The sequence below is a fragment of the Nocardia sp. NPDC058114 genome, assembly GCF_042884695.1.
GTDB lineage: Bacteria > Actinomycetota > Actinomycetes > Mycobacteriales > Mycobacteriaceae > Nocardia.
The window spans coordinates 191,629-209,401 of the sequence record NZ_JBHVTK010000007.1; the positions used below are offsets into that span (position 1 = coordinate 191,629).

At 69.1% G+C, this 17,773-nt stretch carries 16 protein-coding genes; 10 read left to right on the forward strand and 6 right to left on the reverse strand.

Annotation, left to right across the window (positions count from 1 at the left end):
- Window positions 1-48: 48 nt before the first annotated feature.
- From ACFVVI_RS25265 to ACFVVI_RS25275, 3 genes are read right to left on the reverse strand one after another with little or no spacing between them, the layout of a single operon-like run.
- Window positions 49-4,128, reverse strand: a complete 4,080-nt coding sequence (locus tag ACFVVI_RS25265) for an arabinosyltransferase domain-containing protein (RefSeq protein WP_387447161.1) — start codon at window positions 4,126-4,128, stop codon at window positions 49-51.
- Window positions 4,129-4,168: 40 nt separating this feature from the next.
- Entirely contained in the window at window positions 4,169-5,062 is an 894-nt protein-coding gene (locus ACFVVI_RS25270) for a serine hydrolase (RefSeq protein ID WP_378991631.1), read from the reverse strand.
- A 26-nt stretch (window positions 5,063-5,088) separates the two neighbouring features.
- Window positions 5,089-5,964: a LysR family transcriptional regulator gene (locus ACFVVI_RS25275; protein ID WP_378991439.1), complete on the reverse strand. Its 876-nt coding sequence runs from the start codon at window positions 5,962-5,964 to the stop codon at window positions 5,089-5,091.
- Between the two features lie 168 nt (window positions 5,965-6,132).
- Here ACFVVI_RS25275 and bla point away from each other — a divergent pair, with 168 nt between their 5' ends.
- Both bla and ACFVVI_RS25285 read left to right on the forward strand, forming a co-directional pair.
- Window positions 6,133-7,050, forward strand: a complete 918-nt coding sequence (gene bla, locus ACFVVI_RS25280) for a class A beta-lactamase (protein WP_387447162.1) — start codon at window positions 6,133-6,135, stop codon at window positions 7,048-7,050.
- Between the two features lie 6 nt (window positions 7,051-7,056).
- A complete protein-coding gene (locus tag ACFVVI_RS25285; RefSeq protein ID WP_387447163.1) occupies window positions 7,057-7,197 on the forward strand; it encodes a hypothetical protein in 141 nt (46 codons plus the stop codon).
- Window positions 7,198-7,200: 3 nt separating this feature from the next.
- Here the strand turns inward: ACFVVI_RS25285 and ACFVVI_RS25290 are convergent, their stop codons facing one another.
- Entirely contained in the window at window positions 7,201-8,115 is a 915-nt protein-coding gene (locus tag ACFVVI_RS25290) for an AraC family transcriptional regulator (RefSeq protein ID WP_387447164.1), read from the reverse strand.
- A gap of 118 nt (window positions 8,116-8,233) precedes the next feature.
- On the opposite strand from ACFVVI_RS25290, the gene ACFVVI_RS25295 reads away from it, so the two are divergent.
- From ACFVVI_RS25295 to ACFVVI_RS25330, 8 genes are all read left to right on the forward strand, one after another.
- Complete coding sequence (locus tag ACFVVI_RS25295; protein ID WP_387447165.1) at window positions 8,234-9,232, forward strand: saccharopine dehydrogenase NADP-binding domain-containing protein; 999 nt, start codon at window positions 8,234-8,236, stop codon at window positions 9,230-9,232.
- A gap of 2 nt (window positions 9,233-9,234) precedes the next feature.
- Complete coding sequence (locus ACFVVI_RS25300) at window positions 9,235-10,440, forward strand: SGNH/GDSL hydrolase family protein (RefSeq protein WP_387447279.1); 1,206 nt, start codon at window positions 9,235-9,237, stop codon at window positions 10,438-10,440.
- Between the two features lie 197 nt (window positions 10,441-10,637).
- Window positions 10,638-12,032, forward strand: coding sequence for a sensor histidine kinase (locus tag ACFVVI_RS25305; RefSeq protein WP_378991447.1), 1,395 nt, complete (start codon window positions 10,638-10,640; stop codon window positions 12,030-12,032).
- Complete coding sequence (locus ACFVVI_RS25310) at window positions 12,029-12,439, forward strand: roadblock/LC7 domain-containing protein (protein WP_378633077.1); 411 nt, start codon at window positions 12,029-12,031, stop codon at window positions 12,437-12,439. The genes ACFVVI_RS25305 and ACFVVI_RS25310 overlap by 4 nt, the downstream gene beginning before the upstream one ends.
- Window positions 12,436-12,780, forward strand: coding sequence for a DUF742 domain-containing protein (locus ACFVVI_RS25315; protein ID WP_378991448.1), 345 nt, complete (start codon window positions 12,436-12,438; stop codon window positions 12,778-12,780). The genes ACFVVI_RS25310 and ACFVVI_RS25315 overlap by 4 nt, the downstream gene beginning before the upstream one ends.
- A 43-nt stretch (window positions 12,781-12,823) precedes the next feature.
- Complete coding sequence (locus tag ACFVVI_RS25320; RefSeq protein WP_378633469.1) at window positions 12,824-13,372, forward strand: ATP/GTP-binding protein; 549 nt, start codon at window positions 12,824-12,826, stop codon at window positions 13,370-13,372.
- Entirely contained in the window at window positions 13,372-14,625 is a 1,254-nt protein-coding gene (locus ACFVVI_RS25325; protein WP_387447166.1) for a cytochrome P450, read from the forward strand. Before ACFVVI_RS25320 ends, ACFVVI_RS25325 begins: the two co-directional genes overlap by 1 nt.
- A complete protein-coding gene (locus tag ACFVVI_RS25330) occupies window positions 14,622-15,842 on the forward strand; it encodes a cytochrome P450 (RefSeq protein ID WP_387447167.1) in 1,221 nt (406 codons plus the stop codon). Before ACFVVI_RS25325 ends, ACFVVI_RS25330 begins: the two co-directional genes overlap by 4 nt.
- A gap of 55 nt (window positions 15,843-15,897) precedes the next feature.
- Here the strand turns inward: ACFVVI_RS25330 and ACFVVI_RS25335 are convergent, their stop codons facing one another.
- Window positions 15,898-17,043 carry an acyl-CoA dehydrogenase family protein gene (locus ACFVVI_RS25335; RefSeq protein ID WP_378633088.1) on the reverse strand — a complete coding sequence of 382 codons (1,146 nt, stop codon included), beginning with the start codon at window positions 17,041-17,043 and terminating at the stop codon, window positions 15,898-15,900.
- Between the two features lie 17 nt (window positions 17,044-17,060).
- A complete protein-coding gene (locus tag ACFVVI_RS25340) occupies window positions 17,061-17,666 on the reverse strand; it encodes a QsdR family transcriptional regulator (RefSeq protein ID WP_378991452.1) in 606 nt (201 codons plus the stop codon).
- Window positions 17,667-17,773: the final 107 nt, after the last annotated feature.

Below are 17,773 nucleotides of genomic sequence, written 5' to 3' on the forward strand. Positions count from 1 at the left end.
AACCGCCGCTACCCGTGCTCGGGTAGCGGCGGTTCGCGTTTGCGGCGGTCAGCTGGTTTTGATCGGGGTTTCGTTCGTCAGGCCCCAGCGGAGCTCGGTGCGCACGGTGATGTCGGCCGGTGGTGCGGCGACGGTGCGGGTGAGGCGTTGGAGCTCGCCCCAGTCGCGGGTCCAGTCGTCGGCCAGATAGGCCGGGATGGTGCGTGACTGCATGAGCATTCCGGTCCAGCCGAGGGGGCCGCCGCCGGTGTCGCCCTGCCAGGTCTCGGAGACCTGGGCGTTGAGCTTGTCGGGCTGGATTCGCCAGATCGGCATCTCCGCGACACCGGTGTGGTGGTCGAACGGACGCTGGCACGGGAAAGCCAGTCCCACATGCCAATCCGCGAGGACCGGGTCGGTGCTGCCGACGACGGTGTTCAGGCTCGACAGTTTCGGCAGGCGCGGTGGGGTGATCGCGAGCCACTGCATGGGGTCGGGCTCCGCCGCGTCGGCGACGAGACGAACGGCAGTGGTGCCCACAGGAACTCGATCCAGCGCGATCGGGAGGTTCCGCCAGCCCGGAGCGCCACCCACCGTCGGCGGGACCGCATCGCCCAGGGCGGTGGTGGTTCCGTCCTCGGCCCGACGAGCGAACTCCACTCGCAAGCGCTGCCCTGGCATGCGTGAGCCATCGGGCGCCGTGGACTCGATCCGACCGGCCACTGTCAGGATCATCACCCGGTACACCGGATTCTGCTGTGCGGCGGCCAGATCCAGCCGATACCACTGCGTCGTCAACTGCGTTCGCTGTGGTTCGCCGGTCGAGTAACTGCCGAGTACCGGTGTTCGTTCGGGGGCGAGGCCGAACGGCAATGCCGCCGTGCTGCCGTTCACGCCGGCCACGGCAGGACCGGACGCGCCGGGTGCGCCGGGTGGTCCCGCGTTCGGACCGCTCGGTGGTGCCTCGGTAGAGCCGCCGTTGCTGCCCGGCGTCCCGTTCACGCCACCTGGAGAAGTGCCCCCACCAGGTGCTGAGCCGCCGGGGCTCGCACCGCCGGGTCCACTTCCGCCGGGGCCTGAGCTGCCGGGTGCACCTCCGCCGGGGCCTGGGCCGCCGGGTCCGTTTCCGCTGGGGCTGGGGCCGGAACCCGACGGCGGGGCGGAGGATTGGCCGGGACCGGGATCGGGGGCGAGGCTTCCGACACCGTTCGGGGTGAAGCCGGTGTTCTCGGCGGCCAGCCCGTCGGCGACGGTGCCGTTGTACGGGGTCAGCAGGGAGTCGGCGGTATTCGTCTCGACGAGAACGTCATCGGCCATCGCGCACCGGTCACCCGTCAGCGCGCGCAGATTCGACAGCCCGACCGAATATGCCGGGTACTGCGAAACAGCCGCCGCGGCAAGCGAACCCACTTCGAACAGCACCATGGCCGCTGCGGCAACGGTCAGCGGTGCGACGGCCGGGATCTTGCGATTCGGCCTGCGCCCGATACCGCCACCGGACTTCCGCTGCACGCCGCTTCCGCGTTCGAGTACTCGACTCGTGTCAGAACCGGCGGCATCGCCATCGGTTCCGTGATCACCGGTGCCACCGTCGTCATCGCCCGGGTCGCGGAGGCCATCGGCACCGTCCCCTACGGCCGAGGGCTCGATGCCTGCACGGTAGTACTGGAACAGGGCCGCGAGGAGGGTTGCGGCCGTCGCGGCGAGGAAGAGGGTCGACACCTCGATCCCGCCGAGCGTGGGGGCGCGGTCGGGCCACGGGACCCCGTAGCCGGAGACGTACCACCACCCGTTGGAGCCGGTGAAGCTCACGGCGAGCAGCAATAGCACCGCGGCGGCGAACAGTGTTCGCAGATAGTTCCGGCCGACGCGGACCAGCGCCACAGCCGTGATCGCGGCGAGTGCGGCCGCCAGGCCCCCGTAGACGCCGAAATGATGCGTCCACTTGGTGGGGGTGAACATCATCAGCAGCAGTGCCATGAAGACGACGGTGAGGATTCGGGCCACCGGGCCACGCGCGGTCGCCGGGATCCGACCGCGGCGCAGCGTCGCGGCGATGCCGACCGCGAGGCACAGGAGCATGGCGAGGACGCCGAAGCGCCGGGCCAGGGAGCCGTCGGGGTTGACCGACAGCAGGGAATCCCAGCGGGTGCGTTCCTCGAACCAGGACATGTCGGGGCCGACGAGCTGGCGCACGCGGGTGGCTTCGAGGACGGTCGAGAAGGTTTGGTCGGCGAAGACGACGACCAGTACGAGAGTGCCCGCGGCGACGATCGGGGCCACGAGTGCGGCGTATCGGAGGACCACAGTTGCGCGAGCGGACGCGCCGGCGCCCGAAGCCGGTCTGGCGCGGGCGATGATCGTGCGCAGCACCGGTCGCGAACCGGCCAGCAGTGCTGCCACGCAGATCAATCCGGTGGGACCGGCCGCCAGGGAGAACGCGGCGATCAGCACCGCGACGGCGGCGGGCAACAGGCGGCGGGTGGCGATCGCCCGTTCCATCGAGCACCAGGTGAGGAGCGCGCCGACCGCGATCAGGGGTTCGGGACGCAGGCCGTTGTTGTAGGGCAGCCAGATCGACAGGAACACCAGGGCCGCGGTCCAGCGCGCGACCCCGCTCGCGCGTACACCGGAACCCAGGCGCGGCAACACTTCCCGGCTGAGCACCAGCCAGCACACGAACCCGGCGAGTAATGCGGGCAACCGCATCCACACCCCGATCTCGCTGACCCGGGTCATCTGGGCGAGCACCTCGTAGGGCCAGCCGAACGGTGCCTCGGCGACCTGGAACCAGCGGTAGTAATTGGCGGTGTAGCCCGCTTCCTTCGACGCGCGTGCCATGGTGAGGATGTAGCCGTCGTCAGAACTGTTGGCGCCGAACACATGCCAGCTGACCAATGTGCCCGCGACCACCGCGTCGAGACCGGTGAACCGCCACCACCGGGCGGGCAGAACGCGACGCGTCCGGCGGCCGTCGCGAGCGTCGCCGCGGTGCAGGCAGATCAGGGCGAGCAAGGCGCTCAACACCGCCCCGACGATCGCCGCCAGCTTCCAGCCACTCGGACTCGACGAGAACCGCGCATCGATCTCGGCATGCAGCCGCGCGTCTCCCATCCGTCCGCGATCCAACTCGGTGAAGACCCCGACCACCTGCGGGCGCACATCAGCGTCCACGGTCGTCTTCATCGGCGATCCGTCGGCCCGGGTCATACCGGTGAGCTCGGCGGTCGTGCTCGAGCCGGTGGAAACCACGGTCAGCGCTCCGCATCGGGCGTCGCGTGCGGTCTCGGGCACGGCTGCTCCGGGCGCGCCGCCCGGTGGCTTCGTCGTCGAGGACGGCGCACCGCTCGGCCCGTTCGGCGGAACCGCGCCCGAAGGGGGAGTGCTGCCAGGAGCGGGAGCGCCGCTGGGTGGAGTGGTGCCGGTGGGTGGCGCGCCGTTAGGTGCAGTGGTGCCGCCGGGTGGTGGCGCACCGTTGGGAGTGGCGCCGCCAGAAGGCGGTGCACCGTTGGGTGGGGTGCCGCTGGCGGGTGGTGCGTTGTTGGGTGGGGTGCCGCCGGCGGGTGGTGCGTTGTTGGGGGGAGTGCCGCTGGCGGGTGGTGCGTTGTTGGGGGGAGTGCCGCTGGCGGGTGGTGCGTTGTTGGGGGGAGTGCCGCCGGTGGACGGTGTGCCGTTGGGGGCAGGTGGCCGGTCCGCGTCGGTGGGGGGTGGTTGTGTGCCATCCCGGCCGTCGGCGGCCGAGCTCTCTTGTACGGGGGCGTTCCCCGCGATATCCGCGATCGGCGCGCTCAACAGCAGCTTGTCGCGTAGCACCACGGACAATGTGCGCCCGGCTCCCGGCCGGTCCTCGATGCGCGCGACCAAGCCTTTCGATCCTGCTCGCGGCGCCTGGGCGGGAACGGTGGCCAGGACTGTCCCGCCGGTCATGTCGCGCAACGCCGTACACGGAATGCTCACGTCGAGCGACAACGGCACGTAGTCCACGAGTGGCGCGCTGAGTTGCATCGACTGGGGCTGTGGCCACTCCAGGCTCGCGCGCTGCTGCTGAACCGGTAGCAACGGAGTCGCCACCGCCAGCACCACACCCAGCGCCCCCGCCGCGATCCCGATTTTCTGCACTCGGCCGAAGCCGGAAGAATCTCCACCCACAAACGACGATGCTAGCCATGGTCGTCAGGGAGTTGTCACCTCAGCGCGGGCGGCGCAGTTCGGTGACGGCGATCCGTGCCGCCTCGCCGATCGCGGTGTCGACCACCGGCAGCATCGGATCCGCGCGGGCGGCGCGGGTGAAGACCGCTACCGCTACCGGTGTTTCGCCAGGGAATTCGACGACGGCGACTTCGTTGCGGATCACCCCGATGGTGCCGGTCTTGCCCGCCACCAGGACTCCGCGATGGGGGAATCCGGCGGCGATGCGGTGCGGCCAGATCTGCTTGCTCATCACCGTGCGCGCGAATGCCGTACCGGCCGTGGACAATATGTCACCGGTCCACAGCTTCCCCAGGAACCGGGTCATCTCCTCGGGTGTGGTCGCGCTGGCGTAGGAGGGGTCGTAGGCGGAAACGGTCCACGCCTCGTCGTTGTCCGCCAGGACCGCGAAAGCCTCTGCGGTGCTGTGGGTATCGGTATCGCGGACGAGGCTGCGGTGCTGGTCGGCCGTCCCGCCGACGATCCGGGTATCCGTCAGGGCGAGCTCGTGCACCAGCTCGCTCACCGCGGCGAGACCGACCTCGCCGAGCAGGACATCGGCGGCGGCATTGTCGGACACGGTCATCATCGATGCCGCCAGATCGCGGCGGCTCAGCGTGACCGGATCATGGAGTGCCGCAAGTCCGGTAGGGCCCGGCGTGCAGTCGGCGGGATCGATGGTGAGCCGGCCGGTGGGGTCGATCAGGCCGTGGTCGACCTGTCGCAAGAACGCTGCCAGCAGCAGCAGTTTGTAGACCGACGCGATCACCACCCGCTCGTGCCCACCGACGGAGATCTCGCCGGCGGACCCATCGCAGCGCCGGGCGTGCAACCAGCCGACGCAGCCCGCATCGGCGAACACGGCACGGATCCGGGCACTCGCCGATTCCGTCATGCCGTCCCTCGCCGCGTCGAACACACTCATCGCAGCCGCTCCCGGTACAGCACCCGATCCAGCGCATCGGCATGCGCTCCCGCGTCCGCTCTGCGAATTACCCTGATCCGCAAGGCAATCGACTGCGGTGCCAGCGTGAGCCAGGCCACCCCCGGTGTCGGCGTCGGCGAGGTGGCGGTGACGCCGAAACTCGTGCCCGCCGCCACCGCGGCCAACACCGCCCGATCGTCGGGAGCCGCGAGTGGTGGTGCGTCCAGCCCCCGTTCCCGCAGCAGGTCGATGATGCTGTCGAAGGCGGGCGGGTTCGCGGCGCGCGGTGGATGCGCGAAGTGCAGTCCGGCGAGCATCGGGAAGGTCGGTCGTTCGGCGGTGGTGGTGCGGTGCTCGGCGGGTACCACCAACCAGCGCGGTAACTTCACCACCGGTCCGGCCTCCACCCCGTCGACCAGCGCCGGATGTTCGATCACCGCCACATCGCAGATGCCCGCGCGCACCTCGGCGACGAGATCGACGGTCGTGGCCAGTGTCGTCGCCACGCTGCCACCCGCGGCGCGCAAGCCGGTGACACACGCGGTGACCAGACGATCGGGGAGCGCGGTCGTCGCCGCGAACCGCACGGTCCCGCTGAGCTGCGCGATCCGCAGTGATTCGGCGAGCAATCGGTCGGCGTCGTCGACGAGCAGCCGGGCGCGCGGCAACAGGTGTTTGCCCGCGGTGGTGAGTAGCGCGCCCTGGCTGGTGCGGTGGATGAGTTCGACGTCGAGATGTTGTTCGAGGCGGCGCAACCCCTGCGACAGGGGAGGTTGGGTCATGTCGAGTGCCGCTGCTGCCCGCCCGAAGTGGCCCTCGTCCGCGACGGAGACGAAGAACCGGAGGTGGCGGATCAGATCCATATCGGCCATTGAACCAGCGCTCTTGCCACGGCTCGGTCGATCTGGGCGGACGAGCTGGTGGATATCGGTCTTCCCTGTCGCCTTACCGCTGTTCACCTGCGGTGATATCGGGTGCGACTCGTCCAGCCCGCTGTCCGGTATTGGCTTCGAACCGGCCTGCGATGATTGCGTGCACCGGTGACTTCCTCCACACTGACGCCCCGCCTCCGCACCCGGATCGCCGCCGTCGCGCTGGCGATCTCGGCCGTGACGTGCACCGCCTGCTCGCGCAACGCCGCCGAACCGGCACCGAGTACTTCGGCGGCCGTGCCCGCCACCGCGACATTCGCCGACATGGAGGCGAAATACGGCGCCCGACTGGGTCTGTCGGTAGTTGACACCGCAAGCGGAGCCACGGTCGACTACCGGGAGGGCGAACGCTTCCCGATGGCCTCGACCTTCAAGGGTGTGGCGTGCGGCGCACTCCTGCAGGCGCATCCGCTGTCCACCGGCTATTTCGACCAGGTCATCCGCTACACCGCGGCCGACATCGTCGTGAACTCGCCGGAGACGGAGAAACACGTCGACACCGGCATGACCGTCACCGCGCTCTGCGACGCGGCGATCACCCTGTCCGACAACACCGCGGGCAACATGCTGCTCCGATTGCTGGGTGGCCCAGCGGGATTCACCGCCTTTCTGCGCAGCCTGGGTGACACCGTGTCCCGTCTCGATCGCTGGGAGCCCGAACTCAACACCGCGATCCCCGGCGACGAACGCGACACCACCACCGCTGCCGCCCTGGTGGCGAACTACCGTGCCCTCGTCGTCGGCACCGCCCTCCCGGAGCCCGAACGCACCCAACTCGCCACGTGGCTGAAGGCGAGCAAGACCGGCGCCAAACGCATCAAGGCAGGTCTGCCCACGGACTGGATCGTCGGCGACAAAACCGGCAGCCCCGCCTACGGCTCCGCTCTCGACGTAGCTATCGCCTGGCCCCCTCACCGCGCGCCCCTGGTCCTCGCCGTCCTCACCACCAAGCCGGACCAGAACGCCGAACCCTCCAACGACCTCGTCGCCGAGGCGACGAAAGCCGCTGTAGCCCAACTCAACTGATATCGCGTGTCGAGGAGCGGCGAAGGCGTTGCCAGGGCGGCGAAGCTCGGTGTGGATCCGGTCAAGCCGATCACGTTGATCGGGGTGGCTGCGCTCGGTGAGCCGGATCTGCGCGTCGAGGTGGAGGCTACGGCTGTGCTCGGCTGACGGTTACCGCGCGCCCGCCAGCAGGACCTCGGTCGATGTCGAGCGGTATCGGCCAGGTGCCGTGCCGAATTCGCGTTTGAAGGCCTTGCTGAAGGCGTACTCGGAGCTGTATCCGGTGTGCCTCGCGACGGTCGAGAGTGGATGGTCGGTGTCGCGGAGCAGGCGGGCAGCGGTGAGCATGCGCCAGCGGGTGAGGTATGTCAGCGGGGGCTCGCCGACCAGCGTGGTGAAACGTTTGGCGAAGGCGGCGCGACTGAGACCTGCTCGGGCGCCGAGGGATTCGACGGTCCAGCCGTGGGCGGGGTCGTCGTGGACGGCGCGCAGGGCACGGGAGATGTCCGGGTCGGCGACCGCGGCCGCCCAGCCGGTCGTCTGGGCGGAGTCCGCGAGCCGGGCGCGCAGGAGATAGAGGAGCAGCAGGTCCAGCAGTGGGGGTATCGCCGCGTCGGCGCCGGGGTGGGGGTGGGTGAGTTCGTCGGCCAGCAGGTCCACCGCGGCGCGCAGCGACGGATGCGTGCCGAGCCGGGCCGGAATGTGTACCACCTCGGGCAGTTCCGTCAGCAGTGGATGGGTTCGGTCGGTGGCGAGCTGGTAGGAACCGCACAGCAGGGTCGCGGGAGCGCCCGGCCCCGTCACGATCCGGACATCCTCGGGGCCCGCGGTTTCGGTCACCGGGCTGTCGAGCTGGTCGAGCAGATCGTGGGCCACCCCGCGAGGCATGAAGACCGCGTCACCGGCGCCCAGTGCCAGCGGCTGCGCATCGGGTCGCGTCAGCCAGCACGAACCCTGCAGAATCACATGGAAGCCCGCGCTCTCGAGGCGTGGATACGCCCGACCCCACGGCGCGTGCCGCACGAACATGCCGGAGGCTGGGCTGCCGGTCTTCGCGGTGGCCAGGACATCGCTCAGCAGATCCATGTTCAAAACGGTACTCGCAGAGACGGTCGGATATCCAGACAAGATTCTGGATGATTTCGTGTCTCACGAATGGTTCATACGCTGTGTTAATCAGCCCGATGAGCACAAGGAGCACGACATGAGGATCGCCGTCTACGGAGCCAGTGGCCACGTCGGAACATTCGCGGTGCGGGAACTGCGCGAGCGCGGTATCGAGACCGTGGCCGTAGGCCGCGACGCCGCGCGGCTCGCCGGACTCGCCGCCGAGGTCCGCGTCGCCGCCGCCGACGATCACGCCGCGCTCGTCGCCGCGTTCGCCGACGTCGACGCCGTGATCAGTACGCTGCCCGACTACACCGGTCGCGGCGAGGGAGTGCTGCGCGCCGCCATCGCCGCCGGCGTCCACTACGTCGACGTCGCGGGGGAACAGCTCTTCGTCGAGAAGGTCTTCGCCGAATTCGGCCCGCTCGCGGCGCAAGCCGGGGTGACGCTCTCGACCGCGACCACCGAAGCGGGGATCTTCGGCGACCTGCTCGCCCACCTCGGCGCCGAGCGACTCGGCGGCGCCGACGAGATCGTCCTGAGCCATGTCGCCACGCCCGGCGGTGAGGGCTCGCGCGGAAGTATGCGCACCGTCTTCCAGAATCTAGATGTCTTCACCAGTGGCGGCCTGTCTTGGTCCGACGGCGAATTCCACACCGGTCCCCAGCCCCGCCGGACCACCTTCCTACTTCCAGACGAGACGGAACCCATTGCAGTGCTGAAGTTTCCGCAACCCTCCGTGGTGACGATTCCGCGCCACACCACGGCACGCTCGGTGGAGGGCGTACTCGCGAAGTCGATTTTCGACATCGTCGGCACCGTCACCGAAGCCGATCTGGACGCCGCGCCCGAAACACCGTCGGCCCCGGCCGCGTACTCGATGGTCGTCGACATCCACCGCGACGGCCGGACCCTGCGTGGGATCGGCCGCGGTCCCGACGCCTACCGCAACAGCGCCCAGCTCGCGGTCGAGGTCGCGACGCGAATCGCCGCCGGTGTGGGCAAGCCGGGCGCGCAGGCACCCGCCGAGCTGTTCGAGCCGGTCGAATTCCTCGACGCTCTGGCGGCTTTCGGCATGACATGGTCGCTGCGTTGACGGTGCGCCCGCGGTGGATCGCCGCGCCCGTCGCCGCCGTGGCCGCGCTCATCCTGGTGGCGTTCGGTGCGCGCGGCACCGAAACCTCGTGGTCGAGTGCCTGGACGACCGCTGTGCAGTACCCGGTCTACCAGAACTGGTCGGCGATGGGTTTCGCCGATCAGACTGTGCGACAGGTGTTTCGCCTGTCGCAGGAGGGGCCACAAGTCAGGATTCGGTTGTCGAATCGCTTCGGCGAGTACCCCCTGCCCGTGTCGGCGGCGACGGTGGCCGCCAGCGCGGGGGGAGCGGCGATCGTCCCGGAATCGGTGCGGGGGTTGAGCGTCGGCGGGCAGTCCACCTTCGTGATCGCACCGGGGGCCGAGGTGATCAGCGACGCGGTGCGCACCGTGGGGTCATCGATCGCGGTCACGCTCTATTTCGACCGACCCACCGGCCCCGCGACTCAGCACGGCCAGTCGCTGGCCACCAGCTACCGAGCGCAGGGCGATCACGCCGACGACCCGTCGGCGGCGCAGTTCACCGACACCTCGCAGTCCTGGTACTACGTGGCGGGCATCGAGACGCTGCGGTCGAGCACCGGCGACGTCACCGTGGCCTTCGGCGATTCGATCACCGACGGCTACCGCTCCACCCCCGACGCCGACCTGCGCTACCCCGACCAGCTCGCGGCGGTAGGCCACCACGGCCCGGTGGTCAACGCCGGAATCAGCGGCAACAGGCTGCTCACCGACTCGACCGTGCTCGGCGACAGCGCGCTGGCGCGGTTCCGTCGCGATGTTCTCGACCAACCGGGCGTCGGCACCGCCGTCGTCCTGATCGGGATCAACGACATCGGCCTGTCGGGCAGTGCGGGCCCGGACGGGGTTGTCTTCCCGCCGGTTTCGACCGAGCAGCTCATCGTCGGATACCGCGACTTGATCGCGCAGGCGCGCGCGGCGGGCGTGCGCATCGTCGGCGCGACCATTCTGCCGTTCGCCGGTTCCGCGTACTACTCGCCGGAGAAGGAACGATTGCGGACCGAGGTGAACACTTGGATTCGGGAGTCGGGCGCTTTCGACACGGTGGTCGATCTCGAACGAGCGCTGGCCACTCCCGGTGATCGCACCCGCCTCGCCGACGCGTTCGACAGCGGTGATCACCTGCATCCCAACGACTCCGGCTACCGAGCCATGGCAACGGTCATCGCACCTGCTCTGGCGACGTGATCGCCGTCTCGCCCCACCTGCCGTGACCAGGCCCGATACTGACCCGTACCCCAACGGCCGGTGAACCCTGATCGGTCGAGTGGCAGGTCGGGCGGGGGCTCGATATGCTCGACTCCGACTTCGAAACAGGCTGCCTTGCTGCGTGTTTGATCGACCACTATGGCAGGGGGCCTGTGAGTACTGCGGAAGTACTGCCGATGGCACAGACAGTAGCTGCGCCGAAGGCGTCCGGCGACAGCGCCGGATCTGTGGTGCTCGGCGCCGGCGTGGCGGTGGTGGCGATCGCCGCGGTGACCGCGGTGTTCACGCCACCGGCCATCGGCATCCCGGTGCTCGCCGCGGCGGTGGCCGCGGCACTGATCGGCTGCCCCGCGGTGTGGTTCGCCCTGCGTCAGCGCGCGCAGGCGCGTGCGAGTCTGGCCGCTGCCCAGCAGGCCGAGCAGCAACTGGCCGCGACCGTGGCCGAGGCGAGCGCGCGCCTGACCCAGGCCGACGAGCACACCGCCGCGTACGCGTGGGAAGCCCAGGAGAACTCGCGCCGGGGCGCGGCGGCACTGGCCGCCTTCGCCGGTGCGGCCGGCCGCATCCAGGCGATGACCACCTCGATGCTGGCCGAACTGCGGGAGATGGAACACCGCCACGCCGACCCGCGAGTACTCACCGACCTGCTCCACATCGACCATCGCACCGCCCAGGCCGGACGACTGGCCGACAGCATCGCGGTCCTGTCCGGTGCGCGCACCGGCCGCCGCTGGGCGAAACCGATCGCGATGGAATCGATTCTGCGCGGCGCGATGGGCCGTGTCGCCGGGTATCAGCGCGTCCGGCTGCGGGCGATCGCCGAGGTCGGCATCGCCGGGCACGCCGCCGAAGGCGTGATGCACACACTGGCCGAACTCCTCGACAATGCCTGCAACTTCTCGCCGCCCACCACCGAGGTACACGTCTACGCCGCGGAAGTGCCCGCGGGCGTGGTGATCACGATCGAGGACAGCGGCCTGATCATGAGCGATTCCGCGCTGCGCCGCGCCGAATCCGCCGTCACCGGGCGCGATCACAAGGGCAAGGGCGTGGATCTCGCCTCGCTGTCGGGTACCCGGCTCGGCCTCGCGGTGGTCGGGCATCTGGCGCGCAAACACGAACTCACCGTGTCGTATCGGCCGTCGGCGATCGGCGGCACCGCGGTCGTCGTCGTCATCCCGCGCGAGCTCACCGCCCGCGCCGAACGCCGCAGTCGCAATGTGGTGGCGGCGCCACGCTTCGCCGAACCCGCCACGCTGAGCCAGTTCGACAGTCCGATCCCGCGCAGAACCGACACCGGCACCATGGATTTCAGCGAGCCGGCCGGCCAGCACGCGCGACCGGAGACCGACGGCGCGGTCCCGACCTCGCCCTCGCTGCCGAAACGCCGCCGGGGCGACACCCTGGCCCAGGTCCACCCCGAAGGTCTCACCGCCGCACCCGCCGCCAAGGCGGCACCGGCCAAGCCCACTGCCCTCGGTGCCTTCCAGCGCTCCGCGCCGGGCCGCACCAACGCAAGCCACGAACCGGGCAGCGCCGCCGCGGCTCCCGACCCCATGGAGGACCGATGACCACCACCGCCCCCGCCCACCTCGGCTGGCTGCTCGAGAAGCTGCTCGCCCGCACCCCGCGCGCCAGGCATGCCCTGCTGCTGTCCGGCGACGGGCTCAAGATCTGCCACACACCGGAACTCGATGTGGACCGCGCCGATCAGCTGGCCGCCATCGCCGCCGGATTCCAGAGCCTGTCGCACGGGGCATCCGTGGAGTTCGGTGACGGGCGTGGCGGAGTTCGCCAGTCGATGACCGAGTTCTACGGCGGCATCCTGTTCGTGGTCGAGGCGGGGCGCGGCGCGCACCTGGCGGTGGTCGCCGCCGAGGACGCCGATGCCGGTCTGGTCGGCCACACGATGCACGAGCTGGTCGAACAGCTCGGTGAGCATCTGGCTGCCCAGCCCAGACGCGGAGCGATCGAGTGACCAGGGCGGGTCGCGACGACGATCCCGACCGTTTCTATACGCTGACCGGCGGACGCGCCCCCGTAACCGAGGACTTCGACCTGGTCACCCTGGTGGTCAGCGAGTCCGCGCCCACTGCGGGCATGTCCTCGGAGCAGGCCGCGATCCTCGACATGTGCCGGGCGCCGACCGCCGTGGTGGAGATCGCGGCCGAGCTGCGCCTGCCCGTCGGGGTGGCCACGGTCGTGCTGTCGGACCTGCTGGCCTCGGGCAAGATCACGGTGCGCCCACCGCTGTCGGCGGCGATGTCGCTGGACGCTTCCACCCTCGAGAAGGTGCTCGTTGGACTTCGCAAGCTCTGAGAACGTGCCCGAGCGGGCTCGAGCGCCGCTGCACAGCACGGCAATGCACGGGTTGAAGATCGTGGTGATCGGCGGATTCGGTGTCGGCAAAACGACACTGGTGCGCTCGGTGAGCGAGATCCGGCCCCTCGACACCGAAGCCACGATGACCGACGTCGGGGCAGGTGTCGACGACACCAGCGGTGTGCCCGGCAAGTCGACCACCACCGTCGCCTTCGACTTCGGCCGCATCACCCTCGACGACGAACACGTGCTGTATCTGTTCGGAGCTCCTGGTCAGCAGCGGTTCTGGTTCCTGTGGGACCGGCTGTTCGCCGGTGCGCTCGGCGCGATCGTGCTGGTCGACCAGCGCCGGATCAGCGACTCCTGGTACGCGATCGACCGGCTCGAACATCAGGGCACCCCGTTCGTGGTCGCCTGCAACGACTTCGGCGATTCCCATTCGCCCGGAGCGGTGCGTGACGCGCTCGATCTCGATCCGGCGGTGCCGCTGGTGATGTGTGACGCGCGCTCGCGCGAATCGAGCAAGCAGGTGCTGATCACATTGGTCGAGCACCTGTATTCCGCTGTCCCGCAGGGAGAAACCGTCTGATGAGCACACCGACCGGCGCCTGCCCGATCACCGGCGCGGTGCCGTTGAGCGGGCCCGAGTTCCACATCGAACCGCACGAGGTCTACCGGCGGATGCGCCGCGACCACGGCCCGGTCGTCGAGGTGGAGCTGCCGGGCGGTTTTCCGGCGTGGCTGATCATCGGCTATCGCGAACTGCACCAGGTGACCAGCGATCCACTGCTGTTCCCGCGCGATGTGTCGCTGTGGAATCAGTGGGGCCGGGTCCCGGAGGACTGGCCGCTGCTGCCGATGATCGGGCACCCGATGCCCTCGATCTACTTCACCGCGGGCGCCGAACACCGCAGGCACCTGGCGATGGTGGAACCGGCGCTGGACGCGGTGGATCACTTCGAATTGCGCAGAGCCTGTGAGGAACTGGCCGACCGCCTGGTCGACGGCTTCTGTGGTCGCGGCAGCGCCGACCTGATCGCCGAGTTCGCGGTGCCGCTGCCCGCGCTCGCTCTGGCGCGCATCCTCGGTCTGCCCGACATCGACGCGGCAGACCTCGCCCTGGCGATGAAACAGCTCGCCGACGGTGGCGCCGACGCCCAGTCCGGGCACGCCCGCTTCGCCGAGCACATGGCCCGCCTGGTCGCGGCGAAAAGGGCACGTCCCGCTGGGGATCTGGCCTCGATGATGCTGGCCGACCCCGAGCCGTTCACCGACGAGGAATACATGAACGACCTGATGGCGATCGCCGCCGCGGGTCACCTCACCACCGCCGACTGGCTCGGCAGCTCCATGCGGTTGATGCTCACCGACGACCGGTTCGCGAACGCGCTCGGCGGTGGCAGGCGCAGTGTCGGTGAGGCCATGAACGAGGTGCTCTGGGAAGAGGGTCCCACCTCGATTCTGGCGGGGCGCTGGGCAGCGCGCGACACCCGTCTCGCCGACAAGACGATTCGTTCGGGCGACCTGCTGCTGCTCGGTCTCGCGGCCGCGAATCTGGATCCGCATGTGCGCCAATCGTTTACCGATGGCGGCTCGGTACCCACCGGCAACAACGCGCACTTCGCGTTCAGTTACGGTGAATATCGCTGCCCTTTCCCGGCGCAGCAGATCGCCGAGATCATCGCGAGGACCGGGATCGAGGTGATGCTCGACCGGCTGCCCGATGTCGACCTCGGGGTGCCCGCCGACCAGCTCACCCGGCGACCTTCGGCTTTCCTTCGGGGCATGACCGCACTGCCCGTTCGTTTCACACCAGTTCGACCCGTCGGAGGTTTCTCGTGAGCTCGCCATGCCCTTTCGCCATCGACCCCATGGTCGGTGACCTCAACGGGGAAACCGCCCGACTTCGAGCACTCGGTCCCATCACCCGGATCGACCTGCTCGGTGTGCCCGCCTGGACGGTCACCGATCACGCCCTCGCGCGTCAGCTCACCACCGACACCCGGCTGGTCAAGGACATCAACGCGTGGTCGCTGTACGCCGACGGCGTGGTGACCACCCAGTGGCCGCTGATCGGGATGGTCCTCGTCGACCGTTCGATGTTCAGCGTCGACGGTGCCGAGCACCGCCGGTTGCGGCTCAAGACGGCCCAGGCACTGGCCCCGCGGCGGCTGGAAGAGCTACGCCCGGTGATCGAACAGCTGACCGCCGACCTGCTCGACGACCTCGAAACCGCCGGCGCCGACGGCGCTGCCGTGGACCTCAAGGAGGTCTTCGCCTACCCGCTGCCGATGCGCGTGGTCGGCGACCTGATGGGCGTCGCGCGCGAAGACCACGCGCAGCTGCTCGAGTGGTACAAGAAGTTCTTCTCGGTGATGACCCCGCAGGACGAGCGCCTCGAGGTGATCGGCGGCCTCGATGTGTACTTCACCGACCTGGTCCGGCAGAAGATCGCCGACCCGGCCGATGATCTGACCTCGGCGTTCGTCACCGCCGACGAGGGCGGCGAGCCGCTCACCGAGGAAGAGGCGATCGGCAACATCAAGGCTCTCGTCGCCGCGGGCCACGAGACCACCGTCAGCCTGATCATCAACACCGTGCGCGCGCTGCTCGCCGAACCCGAGCAGCTGGCGAAAGTCCTTGCCGGGGATGTGGAGTGGAAGCAGGTCATCGAGGAATCGCTGCGCTGGGACGGCCCGGTCTCGCACCTGCTGATGCGTTTCGCCACCGAGGACATCGTTGTCGGCGACACCGTGATCGCCAAGGGTGAGGGCGTGGTGATGTCCTACCGTGCCGTCGGCCGCGACACCGCGGTGCACGGCGAGACCGCCGACGAGTTCGACGTGACGCGCTCGACCGCCAACCGCCACTTGGCCTTCGGCTACGGCCCGCACATCTGCCCCGGCGCCGCGCTGTCGCGTCTGGAAGCCGCGATCGCGCTGCCCGCGCTGTTCGCCCGCTTCCCGAAGCTGCGCCTTGCCGTGCCCGACAGTGAGATCGGCAACCTGCCGGTGCTCACGCAGAACGATCTGGCCGCGCTGCCGATCATCCTGAACTGACCGGCGACGCGTCGCGCCCGGTGGCTCCTACGCCGGGCGCGACGCTATCCGTGCGCTACAGACCCAGATCGCGGCCGATCAGTTCCTTCATGATCTCGTTGGAGCCCGCCCAGATCTTGGTCACCCTGGCGTCCATCCACGCCCGCGCGACCCGGTATTCACGCATGTAGCCGTAGCCGCCGTGCAACTGCACACACGCGTCGAGCACGTCGTTCTGCACCTGCGCCGACCACCACTTGGCCTTCGCCGCGTCGACCGCGGACAGCTCACCGGCAGCGTGGGCGACAATGCCCTGATCGACGAACGCCTGTGTCACTTCGATTTTGGTGACCAGCTCGGCGAACAGGAACTTGTTGTACTGGAAGCTGCCGATCTGCTGCCCGAATGCCTTGCGCTCCTTGGCATACTGCAGCGTCTCGTCCAGGATCGCCGAGGCATGGGCGAGGTTGGAGATCGCCGCGCCGATGCGTTCCTGCGGCAGCCGCTCCATCATGGCGATGAAGCCGCGGTCGACCTCGCCGAGCCGGTTGGCGTCGGGAACGCGCACATTGTCGAAGAACAGTTCGGCGGTATCGGATTCGGGCTGGCCGACCTTGTCGAGCTTGCGCCCGCGAGTGAAGCCGTCCATCCCGGTCTCGATGACGAACAGCGTGATGCCCTTGGCCTTCTTCTCCGGACTGGTGCGGGCGGCGACGATCACCAGGTCGGCGTTGAAACCGTTGGTGATGAACGTCTTCGAGCCGTTGACGATCCAGTCGTCGCCGTCGCGCACGGCGGTGGTCTTCAGCGCGGCCAGGTCGGAGCCGCCCGACGGCTCGGTCATGCCGATGGCCGTGATGATCTCGCCGGTGCAGAACTTCGGGAGCCAGCGCTGCTTCTGTTCGTCGTTGGTGAGCTCGACCATGTAGGGCGCGCACACGTCGTAGTGGATGCCGAACGAGGACGCGATCGCGGCGCTCGCCTTCGACAGCTCCTCGCCGAACACCGCGTTGAACCGGTAGTCGCCCGCGTCGCTGCCACCGAACTCCTCGGGCACGCCGAGGCCGAGGTAGCCCAGTTCGCCTGCCGCGAGCCAGGTTTCGCGGTCGATCGCCCGTTCTTCGACGAAGCGTTCGGCATTCGGCGCGATCGAGCGCTTGACGAACTCGGCGACCGACGCGCGGAAGGCGTCGTGGTCCTCGGTAAAGATGGAGCGCTTCATGGTGTCCTTTCGCTGACTTACTGTTCGGGCCGTTCGCCCAGCAGAACCAAAGACGCCCGGACAACTCTGGCCGCGTCGGGTTCCTCACCGCTGATCACATCGGTGTAGATGAAGGTCTCGGTGATCCGCACCAGCAGCAGCGCCAACTCGGGCACCGGCAGCAGCGGATCGAGATTCTCGGCCGAAATCTCCTCGGCGAGTAGCTCTTCCACGATCGCGACGACGCGGTGCTGCACCGATCCCGCGCGTGTGGTGAGCAGTCGCAGCGACCGCTCGGGTTCGCGCAGCAGGAACTGGCGGAAGGCGTAGGAGGTGTTGGTGGCCTGCGCGAAATCACCGAGGATCGTCGCGATGCGGTACGCGCCGTGGCCGGGAGCCGCGGCGGCCGCGCGACGCAAGGTCGGCTCGGCGACCGACCAGATCACCTCGGCGAGTAGTTCGTCGCGCCCGCCGACCCATCGGAACAGCGTCGCCCGGTTCACCCCGAGCGCGACGGCGAGTTCCTTCATCTCGAGTCGGTGCCCGGCCAGGAATACGGCCCTGGCGGCGCGGAACGCGCTCACGGCATCGGGACGCGCCGCGGCGTCCTGGAGTCGCTTCTCCAACGCCGTCTGCTCGATCACGTCACCTCCATGCACCGTTTCCTACAGTGTATGAACCGTGCAACGTCTGTCAATGTGTTGCACTCCGGGCACAAGACGCGGGCATAAAAAAACTCCCCGGTCACCAT

Excerpts from the sequence above, each read along its gene's own strand:
- ACFVVI_RS25270 (WP_378991631.1), bottom strand. The coding sequence starts at position 5,062 with ATGACGGAATCGGCGAGTGCCCGGATCCGTGCCGTGTTCGCCGATGCG.
- ACFVVI_RS25275 (WP_378991439.1), bottom strand. The coding sequence starts at position 5,964 with ATGGCCGATATGGATCTGATCCGCCACCTCCGGTTCTTCGTCTCCGTC.
- ACFVVI_RS25290 (WP_387447164.1), bottom strand. The coding sequence starts at position 8,115 with ATGGATCTGCTGAGCGATGTCCTGGCCACCGCGAAGACCGGCAGCCCA.
- ACFVVI_RS25295 (WP_387447165.1), top strand. The coding sequence starts at position 8,234 with ATGAGGATCGCCGTCTACGGAGCCAGTGGCCACGTCGGAACATTCGCG.
- ACFVVI_RS25305 (WP_378991447.1), top strand. The coding sequence starts at position 10,638 with ATGGCACAGACAGTAGCTGCGCCGAAGGCGTCCGGCGACAGCGCCGGA.
- ACFVVI_RS25310 (WP_378633077.1), top strand. The coding sequence starts at position 12,029 with ATGACCACCACCGCCCCCGCCCACCTCGGCTGGCTGCTCGAGAAGCTG.
- ACFVVI_RS25320 (WP_378633469.1), top strand. The coding sequence starts at position 12,824 with ATGCACGGGTTGAAGATCGTGGTGATCGGCGGATTCGGTGTCGGCAAA.
- ACFVVI_RS25325 (WP_387447166.1), top strand. The coding sequence starts at position 13,372 with ATGAGCACACCGACCGGCGCCTGCCCGATCACCGGCGCGGTGCCGTTG.
- ACFVVI_RS25335 (WP_378633088.1), bottom strand. The coding sequence starts at position 17,043 with ATGAAGCGCTCCATCTTTACCGAGGACCACGACGCCTTCCGCGCGTCG.